Raw genomic sequence first — 15,481 nt, 5'->3', positions numbered from 1 at the left:
ATTCTCTCCCTTTGATTGTGTCGTTAAGACACGATGTACAGTTCTCTTTTAAGTAAACAAAACTCTATAAAATGTCCTAAATCCCATGAAAAAAAGGGAGAAACAGCCTGAACACTGAATCCCCCATTGTAGATAAAACTAAATAATTGGGAACTTTTGAACAGTCCCTACGATATTCGATGTTGCTGGTTTTGCAATTCTGAAACTAGTAGCATTCGAGGATGCATTTCGTTCCGAAGCTGTGCTTACTGTGAATGTACCATTAGGAATGGCAACTGGGAACATATATTGGATTCGATAAACAGGTTTCTCATTTTCGTCAATCTCAATCGTATCCAGAATCAAAGTGCAGCCACTTGCAAAAGAAGTAGTATCAATATCAATTCGTTGTGTTGTTGCTGGTGTATCAAATTTATAAGTTCTTACTTCGACGGAATCTCCCGCAAGTACGCCTGTTGGGAAGGTGACTGTTCCAGAACTTACTGTGAAGCCTGTTACTTCTGTTCCATCTTTCTTGTAAATCTTCATTCCATGACCTGTCGCTTTCGGCGCTGGTGCAACAGCAATTGTAATTGTCGAAGTACCTGATGCTGTATACCATATTGGCATCGCATAGCCTACACCAGCTCCAGTTACAATTGCCTTACCAAGTTTCCGAGCCATCCAATCATAACGGAATACAACATCATCTGTTTCAACTTTAATATCTCGTGCAGAGTGAAGTACACCTTGAAGTGTATTACCTTTACCTGCGCGGATATCATTTTCCTGAACTTCGACGTTAATACTAGAGCTTGTCAAAGTAGTTGATCCTGCCACTTCTCCAGTAGCGTTATCAATAATGACTGCGTCAAACACATCTGCTACAAACATTTATTAAATTCCTCCTTAAATATAAAAAGCAAAGGGCTAATTTCCCATTGCTTGGTTTAAACCTTTTAGTTTATCCTGACTGACGAATAAATCATCATTTGGATCTCTGAATAAATCTACATGTTCAGCATAATGGTTCAGTTTACTCTTTGCATCTCCAGCACACTTAAAAGCTATAGTAGCATCATAATCAATCAATTTACCTATTCGGTTGAAATCACTTTGTAGCTGATAGATTGTATACTTCTCTAAATCTGAATAGTGCTTACCTGCATAAACTGAGACAGTGGATAACATATCTTCAAAGGTCATTTTAATCCCTTTGCGATTCTTTGCTTCCAATGCTTTATTAGCCCATTCCTGTACTAGCTTATCCTTGTAAACTTTCTGTTCATTCATAAGATTTTGACGCATGATTAAACTTCTGATTTGATCATAGTTATTCTTATCAATTAAATTCACTTCATCAATTATGAATCCATAATCATCAATGCTATTTGCAAAGAAAGTGATATTATCACTGATTGTAAGCTTGAATAAATCAATTAGATCAGTAACTAATTCATTCTGATTCAGCCCCCACACTATTAAATCCAAAAGAAATTGCGTTTCATACTCATCACCGAAATGTGCTTTTGAGTAATAAAGTACAGAGGATTTTTCTTGGAAAAAGTCATATTTGTTTAGTGTAATAGGTTTTACTAAACCCACACCTTCAACAATCTGTCCCTTACCGAATATTAAGCTGGTAGACATATTAGTTCACACTCGTGATGGAATATGACACCTGATAACCACTGTAATTCTCATTAACATATAGAAACCTTGCTTTATCGAACTGGACTTTTTTGATGCCCATTACACGCTCATTATTAAAGATATTATCTATTTCAGAGAGAATAGCATAAGGTCTTAACATTCCAGTTCCAGTCATTCTCCACAGATCATTATGCACAATTACATTAAAGATAATCGTACCTTCCTTTGTCCCTCTGTTGTCAGAACCGAGTCGGAAATCATCAAAGAAGACACATAAAGTGCTACTTTTTTCAGTCTCTGTTTTTGGAACTTTAGGAAAAGGATAAATCTTGTTATAAAGGAGTGTGTCTGTTTCAGCAATATCCAACTCTTGGAACGGGTCATCAACAGAATATTCCAATAGTTTACATAGATTCTGATTATTAATAAGTAAGAGCATTGTATCATTAATATACGTATTTACTTGTTCGAATTTTGCCAAAGGACACCTCCTAAAAGATAGGTTTAATTTGAATCTTCAATTCTTTCCCAATTGTCTTATCCGCATTGGAGACATGAAGCAAAACATAACCTAATGCAATCCCTTTAACAATACAAGTATTATTACTCTGCGATTCAATATTGGCTAATGCAGTAGGATTTCTATTTAAATCTGTTAAGGTGAACTTACCTTCTTGATTTATTGGAATTCCATCTTGATAAAATGTACATAGATATGATTTGCTTCTGGATTGAATGATACTATTATCACCTGAGATGGTTACAGTCTTTGATAAAACTGGTTCAGTCTCAACAGGTGGGGTAACAGGAGCTACATAATTGGCAATTTCTAATTCCAAATTATCTTTAGCAGTATTAATCTGATCCTCTTCAAAGGTTACAATGCTAATATTTTTAATGGATATATTATCTATTGCTGTAATCTTCCATGCTCGTGAATCAAAGATAAATCTTTGGTCTCTTTCAAATAACCTTGTATCATCATCACAACTTACAAGTAGTGTTCGACGCTCATTTCCAATGGATAAGATTCTGCCCTCACTGACACCAAAGTTAGTCGATGGATCAGATTTAAATGTAAAGTAGCGTTTATTGATTTCACCTTGAGGATCTACCCATTTGAGTGAACCATTACATCTACGCAGCACACCTCTAGAATAGATATCTGCCATATTATCCGTCACAATGTTTATCCACTTCTCATTTTGCCAATCAATGATGTCACCATTTTTTAATTTGAAATCAATCACTGTTATTGCTTTTTGGTCTTTAGTATCACTGTCATCAACGATCTGAGCAGCGATCTCTGTGTCTTCATTAACAATAACTATAGAGTTCAAACTTACTCGGCTCAATGAATTAAATTCTTTGAAAGTGTTAATTCTCTTTTTGTATCCATCAAAGTAGTCCATTTAGTCACCCTTGCTTAGACCACTATAGTCAGGCTTATAATAACTTGAGCCAGTCTGTCTATACGAATATTTTGTCTTTAATGTAGTCACTTTCTTTTGAACTCTTTCTTGATTTTTATACAGAGCGTCGAGATGGTTTGCTTGCGATGTGTACTGAAAATCTTTATTCGAGAAGCGTTGTTTTACAAGTTCAACATTATTAATCTGTCTCTCAATCCAACGTTCAACCATAAGGAACGACAAAATCTCTATTTCGTCGATTCCAAGATCTCTATTAAATAATAGTGCATCATCGTCTTTATCTCTGATATCAACCTTTGGATAATCGAATTCGACAATAGATGAATTAAGAAGAGAAGTTAAGTCTCCTCCTAATTCCTCATCGGTATAAGATTCATATGTATAGTCAGTAATTTTACCCAAAAACGAATGGAATACTTTGGAATATGGAGTACTCATAACTTCTCACTTCCTCTTATTTGGCATCCTCTTTCAATTCCTTAATTGCCGAAAGTACATCTACACCACTGTATTTTTCGATAACATCCATCTTATCCAAATCACTAATCTTTTGTTTAATAGCTTCAGCAGCAACCTTTTCAAGAACAGCGTTATTGGAATCAGAAAGGATCGTTTCAATCTCCACGCTTGATTTACCAAGGAGTTCGGTAATGCCTTTTGCATCTAACATTTGCCCAGGACTCACTGGCAGACCCAGCTCTTCACGAATAGAGGACTCTTTAATAAGCAATTCCTCATTTAAAAGTGTATAGCCGCCCGTAATATTCACCAATTCCTTCAAAATATCTAGATCAACTGACTTCTTTGCGCCAACCTTGTCCCATAGATATTTCTTATCATCAAGAATAAAAGAAACCCGTCCCATGCTGTTATTCCAGACATCCACTTTAAATTCACCTGTATTTTTTCTAGCCAATTTAATTCTCTCCTTTTTTTGAATAGTACCCTAAGTTAAACTTAGGGCATCATGATTAAGACAGACCAGTAAGTCGGTACATCGCAAAGTAATTTGTAGACAATACGGCTGTACCTACCTTTTTATATGCACTGAATTCTTTCGATCCATCCGCATTCTTCACTTCATCAACGATGGTCTGCCCTTCAAGTACTACTTTAACAATCTTATCTTCCGGTGCAGAACCCACTGGAACGACAACAGCATATTGTGGATCGAAGATTTTGGTCGTATTTGCACTATCCGCAAAAGACTGAGGAAGAACGATTACATCCGCACCTAGGAATCGACCAATATACCCCTGGTTACGCATATCCTGACGATCAGCATCACCAATAAACTTAGCGTCAGGTACGATATTTGCAGCAAATTCTGGCGTACAAATGATGGCAGCTTTATCACCATAAGCAGTAACCGTAGTAATCAGCTTAGACATTTCAGCGCTGTCAAACGTTGCAGAAACAGCCTTATTGCTAGCTGGAAGCTTAGAATAACTTGCAATCAGTGCAGCCTGAATCTCTTTATAGATCTCCGACTCAATCCCATCAATAATGAGATTAATCAGATCCGTCCAATCCATCTGACCATCCAAGAACTGTTCAAACTCTACGTATCCTGCACCACCCAGAGCATGTGTAGCGACTTCAACAAAGTCTTGATCCAAGCGAACACGTTGCAGTACTCCGCCAAGACCAATACGCGTAATGAATCGTTTTACATTGTTCCGACCCTTTTTAAGACGGAAACGTGGGCGCTCTCCCTGTGTATAAGACTTAACCTGAGCAAAGTATCCAATCGCTGCTTCAATCTTTTTCGGAGCTACTTCATCGATTACTTCTTGTACCAGCTCAAAAATATCAAGTTGATTACGACGATACGTATTATAATCAGGAGCCAGCTCACGGAATTTATCCCGCAGAGCACCTTCCATATCAGACAACGAAAAATTAGTTACGGGTACTTCTTTTTTATATACGGCAACCGCCATTTGTTTAAGTGAAAAATCCATTATTTACATTCCTCCATGATTTTGTTTAGTGATTAGGCTTTTGTGACAACCCATTTGATACCATTTTCGCCATTTGGCAAAACTACGCCTTCAACCGCTTTCAACTCAACCGCTGCAGTAGGGGTTGTAGCTGCTTTAACATCAATAAAACCATTAGTTGCAGCCACACCAAATACAGCAGTGGGCGAAATTGCAGCTACAAGTGCAGTATAATTGGCATATACGGTGTCATCGTATTGGAACGTATTTGTTTCGAATACATCTCCAACATTGAGTTTATCTACGCGAGGGAGAAATTCTCCTGGCTTCACAGCAAAATGCTTACGGCCTTTATTCTCATAGTCCTTTTCGACAGAAGCATGTAGACCCACCAATGCTGTTACCGCAGTTGGTTTCTTAATCTTTTTACCTACATGGTCAACCACAAGCAACATACCATTCTCTGCAGGTGTCGCTGCGAAATCTGCTGCATCCAATTCATACTGAGTATAAATTTGACCCGTCTTTACAGCCGCTACTTTATTCAGTTCTACAACTCCGTAAACGGAGGTTCCTTTTACAATCGCCATTTATTAATAGCCTCCAATATATTTATTTTTGTTTTGATTTATATTGCTCTACGTAACTTGCCCATTCAGGTAGGTTAGAAGGTGCAGGTGCATCAATTGTACTCAACGAGTAAATCAGATTTGGTTGTTGATTGTTCGTTGAGAAGTTAAGACCCTTCTTGCCTACCAATGCAAACAACTGTAATTCAAGTTCATCTTTGGTGAATTGATCAAGTTTACCTTTAAATGTATCCAATTCTTCTTGGGTAAGCTGTGTAAAACTGTCGATCATTTTAGACTTATCTTCGTTTTCTCTGATAGCCCTGTAATTACGCAATTCTTCAAGTTCACCATTGTGATCTTCTGCTGGTGTTTTCGCTTGTTCAACATTAAAATCATTTCTTTCAATAGAAACAAAAGTTGTTGAAAGCTCAACTTCCTCTTCATTTTCCATATCTTGAGGAATAAATTTCACACGTTTTTTTGACGCAAAATCAATGGTAACAAAATCACCTAACAATGTGTAACTCATTCCCACTGGGGTATAACCATTTTGTACATCTTCTGCATACACTCTTGTATCGTCATGATCGATGTACCAGTATCCCTTAACGGAATCACCCCATCTATCCTTAAACATTTCAGTGCTTAGTGCTTTCTTAATTTCTTGCTGCATCTGAATAGCTGTAAGACTAAATGTTTCTGGCACAGTAGTTTGCTCATTTTGGGTTTTAAGTTCTGATAACTCATTCAGTTTAGATTTCAGTTCATCAAATGAGTAGGAATCAAGGTTCTCTTTGATCTCTGCAATATCTTCGCCCAAAAGATTGGTAAACTGGTTCATTAGTTCTAGCTTTTCGTCCACTTTTTCGCCTCCTTTTTGTTTAGTAAACTCACTATAATAGGTATTAAATTCTTGCAACATATCACTATAGTTAGCTGTATTCTTAATCTCGCTATACTTCTCCAGGATCGAGCCTTTCATTGCTGGTGTAACATCATCTCCTAACAAGCAAAGGCCATCAAACTGAAATTGGGTAAAATTAAATACCCCCTCTTTTGTGAAAGAGCCTTTTATGGATGCTGGAAATAATTCCATCGAGTGATTCTTAATTAAATCTCGCTCAATAATCTCTGTTGCTTCAGGAAATTTCCTCCAGAATAATACTTCTGAAGTTAGAAATTCACGTTCAACACCATCATCACACAGTTTCATTTCAAACTTAGCATGATTCGATTCAGGAACAATACCATATGCTCGTCCTATGTATTCTATCTGGACACCATCTTTATTGATGACTATTCTTTGTTCATGTCCGCGAAAATCAGACTCATTCATTGCATTCTTTTGAATGAAACCAAGCACAGGTGTATTAGCTAAAGATGGAATTGCTTCTTGGATAACCTGTCTATCAAAGTTAGTATTGTTAAGGTTTTTACCCGTATGACAAATCCAGATCTTCCCCTTAAGAAATCTTGCATCCTCAATATTTTCGATTTCCTCAAAGTAGATCGGGAGACTTGTATTTATCTTTAATTCCAAATATTCTTCACCCCCTCTCAAAGCCACAAGTATTATTTAGCTCGGTTTGCATTGGCATCCGTTTCCCTTGTTTTGCGTCCTTTATCAGACAGGTCTTTATCATCAGATTTAGGTCTTCCCTTCGTGCCTTCGCTACCTTGAGTATGTGTGGATTGGAGAGGGTTTAATTGCTCATCTAGTTTCAGATAATTATTTTCAAAATTAATCAAATTCATGAAGGTTGATTGCTTCACTCCCATTGCAGCCAAAAGCATTAACTTGGAGTAACCAAGGGTAGCGCCTTCCTTGTAGAGATCAAACATCTCCTTACGATTGAATATCGTTATTTTTGGGAATAAAATTTCGAACTGATAAGACCTACTTTTAAACAACGTCTTGAATTTATTGTCTCGCCATCTTTTAAATTGACTCAACAGGGGAAAGACAGAACTTTCGTCAATTTTAACGGAGTATGATAAACCAATACTTCCGCCATCAGTACCCGAACTAAAGAGAATTTTTGAAGTGTTGGCCGATTCATAAACATTGTTCGTTGCTCGATCAATATTATCCTTAACAGTCGATCCTCTTTCTTGGAGGTTGACTGCCTCAATATCCAATGGACTAGTTAATACATCAATTCCCTCTTGCGTAATCATCTTCTTTGCATTGGCATGGAGTGCCTTACCTTCTTCAAGTTGAAGCAGAGGAAGCCCAGAATCCTTATCTATAGGAAGCTTCTGCACAATTAACTTATACAAGTTCAATTTACTTTGAGACTTATCTAATTCCTTATACTCTTTCAAATCAACCAAATCTAAAAACACATCAGATAATAAAGGTTTTGGGGTGTCGGTAAACTTATGACATCTTGCAAAGGTTGGATCTAATGGAATCCATTCTTTTGTCTTTCCATTTTTATAGTCGAGGTAGTAATCGAGGAATTCACGGGGGAACATTTCAAACAATTTCAGTTTCAATTCAGTATCTCTATACATATCAAAAAATCTGAGGTCGAACTCAACACCGTAAGTTCCATTCACTTTATATTTTGATCTACAATATTGTGGTGGTAACTGCTGTATTGACACAATATTATCTACTTGTCTCTCGTATCCGTAAAATACACCATCAAGTAGTGTAATAAAAGTGATAAAGCGTTCTGCTTCTTCGATATAACTGTTGTCCGTATAATCCATTATGTATTGATAATCACGCTCGAACCTGTCCGAAGTTAACACATCGCTCTTTTTAACTTTGGGAACGATTAAATAATCAAATGTGAGAATGTTAGATAAGTATTGGACTAACCCCCGATATTGACCTGAGGCCAAGAAAAAGTAATTTGATACTTCCCTTAATTTATCTACATTATTACTCTCTATATAAGAGTTGATTTGTTCCTTGGTGTACTTAGCTCTATATGATTGATTCTTATATGATAAGGCATAAACACCTTCGGAGAGCTTATCATATTGGATCATTTCTCGTTCATAAGCAGGATTAGAAAATTTAGTATCTTCTGTTATTTCACTCACCTCCAATCATGATAATTAGTTATGGAACATGTATTTTGTGATATCTACTTTGGCCTTTGGTTTATTGGTTACAAGTTCACGACGGACCTTCTGTAAATACCATCCAAGCATTGCAAGGCAATACGCTCTGTCGTCATGCATCTTCCCCTCTTTTTCGGTGGAGAGGTCATAGCGATAGTTTCCATTGGTTCCTTTGTGACGATATATATTTACGAGTTCTTCCTTCGACAAGTCGATATTTCGAAGTGCAAGTTGCTGATCGAAATCCAATTTAGCTTTCACATATTGTATTTCTGTTTCAACTTTATTGTTTCCGTCCTCATCTTCAACCACGACTTCTTTTCCCGTTTCCTTGGGAACCATAATATAATCTTTGCCATCGTATTCAGCGGTAAACGAAATCAAGTCAAGATTCAACATCTCTAACAAAGCATCGTACATTTCGCGTTTATACTTTTGTGGACTCATCAATTTTAATTTATCAACCGCATTTGGAAATCTAGAAATGTACTCATGATTTTCTTGTTTATCAATCAAACCCTTATGCTTACTACCATCCACATCGTCCCAGTCATCCATAAAATAATCTGCATAGGTCGTCCCGTGTCCACCTGCACCCGCATCAATCAGGAGACATTCAATATTCTCGTAATCGGCTTGCTGTTTACCATTGTAATCAAGCAGCATTTTTTTCAATGCAGCCATCTGTTCAGGTGTACGCATCGGCGTTTTCTTTTTCTTTCCAAGATCTACAAAGCTTACACCGTTTACGATTTCCATTCTTGGGCCTATACCTTCATCATGGATAATTTCTGCGACCAAACATACAGAGTTATCATAATGATGTGCAGGGTCATATGCAAAAACAAATTGTCTCTTTTCAGAGGCACTATTATGAATGACTGGCAATCGACTCTGCGAGTTCCGTATGACTCCAGCTCTTTTAAAGACTTGATTATCTCCACCGTCTACCGAGAACTTGTTATAGAACTCTCTTAGTGCCTTCTCTTTGTTCTTTCTCATTTCTGCGTCAATGGTATCTCTTTCTATAAGAGGAACTGGATATAACTTGCCGTTAAACATAGGACGAATCATAACTTCGCAGTTAATATCGCAAACGAAATAATCCTTATTTCCGAGTAACATTTGTTTAGAGTAATCTCTATATAGTGAATAGAAGTAACTTTCTGTACTGGATGCAGAAGAAATAAACAGTCGTTGGTTCGGTACTTGTTTGGGTAAGGTGTCTACATTAATGTCCCCACCCATTCGGAAAGACGAGTTCTGCAATAGAAACGGTGTAGTGGCTACCACATAATCTTCCTCCGTCCAACCGCTCTCATCATACACGTTAAGCGCACTTCTTTTGCCTCGGTTGTTATTTATATCTCCGCTTAAGCTTGTTACAGCACTACCGTTGTAGAGTTTATAGTTAAAGCCGGATTGCGCATGAGTAAAACCATCTGTATTTGCAGCAGATTTAATTAACTCTCCCATAAAAAAATCAGTCAATCCTGTGAAACTATTGATTTCATTTTTAGCAATCTTCTCAATCTTCATAAATGTATCCTGGCTTTGAGCGGATACGTTACTGAGTATGTATGTATTGTGTCCGTGAAACAAAATACCTTTGGCCATAATCAAAGGAGCACTCAGCGTACTCTTGCCGCCGTTCCGGGTAATGACCCACACATTATAGGGTTTCAGCCAAGTGTTCATAAATGCATATTTTTGTGCGTCTAGAAACTCAATTCCGAAGAATCGCTCACAAAACTTCACTGGAGATTTACTAACGTCCCCATTGAATGATTTCAGCTAATTTAAGATACCCTTCTAGCTTTCGCTGTGAAATCTGATTCTGAGATTGCTTCATTATGATATTCATGAGGATGCATCACCTCCATCTGAGTAAACCTTGAGTGCAATTTTTAATTTTCTATTTTCTTCTTCCAGAGTTATGACTTTTCCATCCAGTTTCTGTATCATTTGTTTTTGCTCGCTAATCATCTCAGCATAATCATTCTCGTCTAACATTAATTGATCCAGAATGCTCCGATGGCTAATGTCCGCAATCTGTTTCATGGCTTCAGCGGTTTCAAGATTAAATACATTCACAGAGGCTTCATCCAAACCAATTTCATTCAGTTTCTTTACGATTCCGTTTAGAGTATTGCCACCTTTACTCTTATTATTGTTGTGATTAACAGATAGTCCATTGTCTTTGGCGAGTGCAGTTATTGCTGTAAGTAAGCCCTTCTTTGCATCCATTAAAGACTTAATGCTACCTGTATTCTGAGTAAGGCTGTTAATGTCCGCTGTCAATTTTGAAATGGCCCTATCGATTTTATCAATTTGTCCAAAGGTTTTAACAATCGAAATGACAACGGGAAGCTTGTAGCTGTCTTCAAGTGTGCCCTCATCGAGAAAATCTACTAATTTGTTGTATAATCCCTTTTTGTCGATATCAGATTCAGACTCAAATGGATCATATCCAATCATTCTTAATACATCCGCTTTGTTTTGTTCATCCTGATCTGAAAAAATGATTTCTTCACCAGGACTAACCTTCTCAACTTGAGGAGAGGAGAGGTTGTTGCCTACAGAGTTATCTCCATCATTCCAACCTGAATTTTTATGATTCAATTGTATATTTTTGAGATATTTTCCGAAATAGTCTGATATACCGTCTCTATTACATTCCTCAACATTTAACGTCCATACTTCAGATAAAAAGGGACGATCCATCGTGCGAAGCACATCTTTTACTGTCTGTAAGTCGCCATAATCTATCTGTTGTTTTATACAGAGTTTACAAGCACTGGTTCTGCCATCGGCATCAAGCTTATGATTGGATTTGTAGAAGCCTGAATTAGGTTCATTAACGTTCTTGCTCTTTCCACAACTTGTACATGGCTTCTTTGCACTAACGGGTTTAACCATTCCGCTTATAGTTTTGCTCTTGCTTCTTGTAACTCTAGCCATACGCTCTCCCTCCTTTACTCTTTATTTTATTTTTGTGATGTAGGCCGGAAAAGGAGAGAGAAACCTTCCTACACCACAAAAATAAAACAAAAGAGAGAACGAATCATCGTTCCCTGCTACTTAAATTTGATTTTATATGTACATTCAATTTCATTGCCATCCAATACAATGAACTTTTGCATCGGCGTTGCAAAGTATCTCTTACTAATGGCATAGTCATCACAGCCCATTAGTGTGCCATTCACCACTGCTTCAGTACGTCCAAATTCCTTCTCAAAATTATGATGAATATGTCCGCTGAAAATAGTCTTTGGAACGAATCCAAGGATTTGAGGTAGATTCTTTGCAGCAGTATTCACAGAATCCAAATCACCGTGGACGAATGCAAACTTCTCACCCTCAATATCTTCTACATAGATTCCATCTTCATCAGTAACAATTTCAATATTGGAAAAGTCTTTCAATCTGGATTCAAGGAACCAAGGAATGATGTACTCCATGTTCTCACGGAAGATTGATTCTGTCTTGTTGCTCAATAATCTTGAGTGATTACCAATTATATTGATAAATTTAATCTTCTCGAAATGACCTGACAATTCAGCCAAACCTTCAGCCATTGTTTCAGCAGCAATTTGTGTTTGTTTAATAACATCTTCGCTACTTTGCACACGAGTAGACACATGGATAAGCCCGCTAATGGCATCTCCCAGATTACTTACAATTAACTCAGTAATTCCATGGAATTTTGCGTGTTGTATAGTCTTCTGAATGAGCTTGGTAAAGCGTAGTTTGAATACTTCGATATTATATGTATTAATACTGTTCTTAACATCACTGCCAACATGAAAATCACTCCAAAGAGCTATACCCTTCGTTTTTTCAGAGAATTCAAATTTGAATTCTCTAAACACTAGAGGCTTCACCTCTGCCAACTCTTGAACAGAACGTGCAATTTCATCCTTCAAATGCTCAAATCTTGCTTGCTGCTTGACTACATTTGTATACTCACGTTTCTGATCCTGGAATCGAACCTTTTCCTTCTGCATCTCCACAGTAGCATCTCGAACTTCTTGAACAACTTCATTATTTGCATACTTAGCCAAAATAATCGGCTTCAACTCAACGTAACTGTTATATCGCTTACGCCATCTGGATTCTGAATATTCATCATCACACTCATCATTCAACAATTTAGCAGCCTGTGTCCAGGTTAGATCATAAGTAGAAAGGTTATCCCCGAGGCGCAGCAAAAAATCGTCAATAGTTTCTGACGATTCACGTTTAATATTATTCAATTCCATATATTATTGTAGAATATCTCCCTTTGAATTATAATGTGTTGCCCATTCCAGCTTGATAATGTTATGACAAGGTAAGACAAAGATCACAACTTGATGTAAGTGTCATCAATTTAATTACATATCACTTCTGTTGATTCCCTGTTACAGCATTTTACGCTTTTTATTCTTCACACTTTTTTCGTGTTTATTATCTCCTTGTGCAAGAACATCCAAAACTTCATCCCAGTATTCAGGTGAGCTATAGAATAGATATTTATTGATTGTCTCCTGTGAATTTTTCATATGTTTAATTTTTCACCTATTTAACTTGATTCTTAATAGTTTGTGAAGGCTTAAATGCAGGCGCTTTAGTCGCTTCAATTTGAATTGAGGCCTTTGCCTTTGCAGTTTCAGAATCGACACCTTGATCTAGAAGCTCCTTCAACAATTTAGGATTTACACCGACACGTGCGTTACGTACTCGAACTTCAAATGCTCCAAATCCAGTAATATTGACCTTATTTCCACTTACTAGTGCTTCTGTAATAGACTCAAATACTGTTTCTGTAATTTGAGCAACTACCTTTTTGTCAAATCCTGTTTTGCTAACTATATTCGAAACCAAATCATGTTTATTCATTTTATTATTCTCCCATTTATATCCGTTTATTTTTTATTTTTTGTATTTTTATTTTGGAAAACTCTTCTTTTGTATATTAGTCTTTAGGATATCTCCTTAAAACACCACCACCGTTATAATGTTTTAGTCCTCTACCTATTGCTGAATAAATGTATTTGACTGCGAAAGTACTACATTTCTAATAATTTTTTAGTAGCAGTCCCTAAAACACCAATCTAATTTTAGTTAGCATTTCATAAAAGCCCATATATAATAGTGTTTTTACCACTTTAAAGCTAAATTCATTTTCGTCGTTTTGATTACATTACTTCATCAACACATTAGCGCCTACCCTTATCACTTGTCTACCTCGACACCTTCCAAAAAACCCTTATTTATCAAGGCATTTTTGCATTTTCCCTGTTTAAAGTGTGGCGTTTTTGACGAAAAACGGGTAAAAAATTGATGTTTTGGGTTCGAATGAATGTTCTCCCACCTATAATATGCCAACAATTGACGACTCGAAGAACACGTTAAAGTGGTTTCGTGGTATATTAAACAAAAAAAGAGAGGCATGTTTTCCCTCCTAATATTTCTCAATTCATGTGAATATATTTCAAATCAGCTCAGTCTTAATACAATTCAATATACTATAGTTTTCTCTCCCATTGTCGTCATAGGCGAACTCCTCCTCGTTGCAAGTGTGTATCTCGTACACTCTACCGAGGGTGAACCCACAATTAGTATCAAAACAGAACCCAGTAACTTTAACAAATTTATTCATTTATGATTCCTCCGAAATATGTATTAGTTTTATATTTATTTTTCGTCCATTAAATACTATGGATTAGGACATTACCCTATGCCCTCCTCCAACTATACTCGTGAATAGGGAGAGGTTGAGATTATACATAAATTAATAAGACAAATGATGATTAGAATTTGATGTTAGAGATATATATATTATTAAACAATTCATACTTATACATTAACCTTGTTCCAGATGCTTTTGATCTTTTAGTTTTGATCTTGACCTTCATCCCTTAGCGAAGCGATTCAATTTTCAAACAAGGGGCGTGAGCCAGTTGTAAATACTGTATCTACTCTCTACTTATCTATACTATAGGACTTTAATTATTCTATACGCGGTTTTTTATTATAAAAAAACGGTAACTTTTGATAAAAAACCGTATAGGTTCTTATAAAAAATCGGATAGTTTTGATAAAAAAACGCGTTAGATTTGACGCCGCTATAATTCGTATATTTTCCCCAGTTCCACATCGTAGTGATTATTGTATTTTGTCCATACCTGCTTATCATCATCGGTGTATTGTCCCGTATAATCAGATTTGTGCTTCTCAATATGAAGAAGCTTTTCTTTGACTAGAATTTGATTGTATTTATCTATAGCATCTTTCCCTATCCCTGTGTGTTCAGTTATTTTTTCAAACCCAACAAACGTAAATTGACTGCTTGGCTTGTTCCGGTCGTTCCTATTAATGTAACTCTCATAATAATATAAAAGTCGAATACCCCTATGGCCGATTTTGTCCATTTTCGTAAGTAGACTCTTAGGTAATTGCGTAAACCATCTTCCTCGCTCCAATTTCTTAGAATTTATTTGAATCGACATCAAAGTTTTATTAACAACCTTTACGTTGTTTAGAATGTACTGTTGATCCTGCAAATTCTTAAAGGCAGTCTTCATGGTGATATCACTTGAAACATCCATCCTGATTTTGAGCGGTTGAAGACCAATTTCTATGATGTTAGACTTCTGGAGAAATGTATTGTAATGAAACCACAGCAGCATACAGAATTCTAATGGTTTTAGATTAGGATCTCTAACAATTGAATTAGGTACAATAATTAAAGGCACTTTAATTTGACTAATAACGTAGACTCCTTTCTCTCAGGGTAACTACAGCGTACACCCAATTTTATTATTTGTATATCATTATT

General features: G+C 36.5%; 15 protein-coding genes. All 15 read right to left on the bottom strand.

The annotated features are described in order from the left end of the window. Positions 1–138: 138 nt before the first annotated feature. The gene (locus tag MHI42_RS32865) at positions 139–873 is read right to left on the bottom strand and encodes a hypothetical protein (protein ID WP_342421911.1); all 735 of its coding nucleotides are present in this window, start codon (positions 871–873) and stop codon (positions 139–141) included. A gap of 36 nt (positions 874–909) precedes the next feature. Next, positions 910–1,629, bottom strand: coding sequence for a hypothetical protein (locus MHI42_RS32860; RefSeq protein WP_342421910.1), 720 nt, complete (start codon positions 1,627–1,629; stop codon positions 910–912). 1 nt (position 1,630) lies between these two features. Further along, a complete protein-coding gene (locus MHI42_RS32855; RefSeq protein WP_342421909.1) occupies positions 1,631–2,113 on the bottom strand; it encodes a hypothetical protein in 483 nt (160 codons plus the stop codon). A 10-nt stretch (positions 2,114–2,123) separates the two neighbouring features. Beyond that, positions 2,124–3,044, bottom strand: coding sequence for a hypothetical protein (locus MHI42_RS32850; protein WP_342421908.1), 921 nt, complete (start codon positions 3,042–3,044; stop codon positions 2,124–2,126). After that, positions 3,045–3,503 carry a hypothetical protein gene (locus MHI42_RS32845; RefSeq protein ID WP_342421907.1) on the bottom strand — a complete coding sequence of 153 codons (459 nt, stop codon included), beginning with the start codon at positions 3,501–3,503 and terminating at the stop codon, positions 3,045–3,047. Positions 3,504–3,519: 16 nt separating this feature from the next. Next, complete coding sequence (locus MHI42_RS32840) at positions 3,520–3,981, bottom strand: hypothetical protein (RefSeq protein ID WP_342421906.1); 462 nt, start codon at positions 3,979–3,981, stop codon at positions 3,520–3,522. 55 nt (positions 3,982–4,036) lie between these two features. Continuing rightward, the gene (locus MHI42_RS32835) at positions 4,037–5,029 is read right to left on the bottom strand and encodes a hypothetical protein (RefSeq protein ID WP_342421905.1); all 993 of its coding nucleotides are present in this window, start codon (positions 5,027–5,029) and stop codon (positions 4,037–4,039) included. Positions 5,030–5,061: 32 nt separating this feature from the next. Continuing rightward, complete coding sequence (locus MHI42_RS32830; protein WP_342421904.1) at positions 5,062–5,598, bottom strand: hypothetical protein; 537 nt, start codon at positions 5,596–5,598, stop codon at positions 5,062–5,064. A 22-nt stretch (positions 5,599–5,620) separates the two neighbouring features. Next, positions 5,621–7,120 carry a hypothetical protein gene (locus MHI42_RS32825; RefSeq protein WP_342421903.1) on the bottom strand — a complete coding sequence of 500 codons (1,500 nt, stop codon included), beginning with the start codon at positions 7,118–7,120 and terminating at the stop codon, positions 5,621–5,623. A gap of 32 nt (positions 7,121–7,152) precedes the next feature. Continuing rightward, on the bottom strand, positions 7,153–8,637 hold the full coding sequence (locus MHI42_RS32820) for a hypothetical protein (protein WP_342421902.1): 1,485 nt from the start codon (positions 8,635–8,637) through the stop codon (positions 7,153–7,155). A gap of 15 nt (positions 8,638–8,652) precedes the next feature. Then, complete coding sequence (locus MHI42_RS32815; RefSeq protein WP_342421901.1) at positions 8,653–10,416, bottom strand: terminase; 1,764 nt, start codon at positions 10,414–10,416, stop codon at positions 8,653–8,655. Positions 10,417–10,518: 102 nt separating this feature from the next. Further along, positions 10,519–11,619 (bottom strand): hypothetical protein, encoded by a 1,101-nt coding sequence (locus tag MHI42_RS32810; RefSeq protein ID WP_342421900.1) that lies wholly within the window; start codon positions 11,617–11,619, stop codon positions 10,519–10,521. 116 nt (positions 11,620–11,735) lie between these two features. Continuing rightward, positions 11,736–12,920, bottom strand: coding sequence for a hypothetical protein (locus tag MHI42_RS32805; RefSeq protein ID WP_342421899.1), 1,185 nt, complete (start codon positions 12,918–12,920; stop codon positions 11,736–11,738). A 298-nt stretch (positions 12,921–13,218) separates the two neighbouring features. Continuing rightward, positions 13,219–13,539, bottom strand: coding sequence for an HU family DNA-binding protein (locus tag MHI42_RS32800; RefSeq protein WP_342421898.1), 321 nt, complete (start codon positions 13,537–13,539; stop codon positions 13,219–13,221). A 1,229-nt stretch (positions 13,540–14,768) separates the two neighbouring features. Next, positions 14,769–15,398 (bottom strand): hypothetical protein, encoded by a 630-nt coding sequence (locus tag MHI42_RS32795; RefSeq protein WP_342421897.1) that lies wholly within the window; start codon positions 15,396–15,398, stop codon positions 14,769–14,771. Positions 15,399–15,481 lie beyond the last annotated feature (83 nt).

Origin of the sequence: Paenibacillus sp. FSL E2-0178, assembly GCF_038593005.1 — a bacterium.
GTDB classification, from domain to species: domain Bacteria; phylum Bacillota; class Bacilli; order Paenibacillales; family Paenibacillaceae; genus Paenibacillus_AQ; species Paenibacillus_AQ phytohabitans.
This window is presented reverse-complemented; position numbering and strand designations above follow the sequence as displayed.

Bases quoted from the DNA above. Each gene is read 5' to 3' on its own strand.
- MHI42_RS32865 (WP_342421911.1), bottom strand. From the start codon at position 873: ATGTTTGTAGCAGATGTGTTTGACGCAGTCATTATTGATAACGCTACT.
- MHI42_RS32860 (WP_342421910.1), bottom strand. From the start codon at position 1,629: ATGTCTACCAGCTTAATATTCGGTAAGGGACAGATTGTTGAAGGTGTG.
- MHI42_RS32850 (WP_342421908.1), bottom strand. From the start codon at position 3,044: ATGGACTACTTTGATGGATACAAAAAGAGAATTAACACTTTCAAAGAA.
- MHI42_RS32845 (WP_342421907.1), bottom strand. From the start codon at position 3,503: ATGAGTACTCCATATTCCAAAGTATTCCATTCGTTTTTGGGTAAAATT.
- MHI42_RS32835 (WP_342421905.1), bottom strand. From the start codon at position 5,029: ATGGATTTTTCACTTAAACAAATGGCGGTTGCCGTATATAAAAAAGAA.
- MHI42_RS32830 (WP_342421904.1), bottom strand. From the start codon at position 5,598: ATGGCGATTGTAAAAGGAACCTCCGTTTACGGAGTTGTAGAACTGAAT.
- MHI42_RS32810 (WP_342421900.1), bottom strand. From the start codon at position 11,619: ATGGCTAGAGTTACAAGAAGCAAGAGCAAAACTATAAGCGGAATGGTT.
- MHI42_RS32805 (WP_342421899.1), bottom strand. From the start codon at position 12,920: ATGGAATTGAATAATATTAAACGTGAATCGTCAGAAACTATTGACGAT.
- MHI42_RS32800 (WP_342421898.1), bottom strand. From the start codon at position 13,539: ATGAATAAACATGATTTGGTTTCGAATATAGTTAGCAAAACAGGATTT.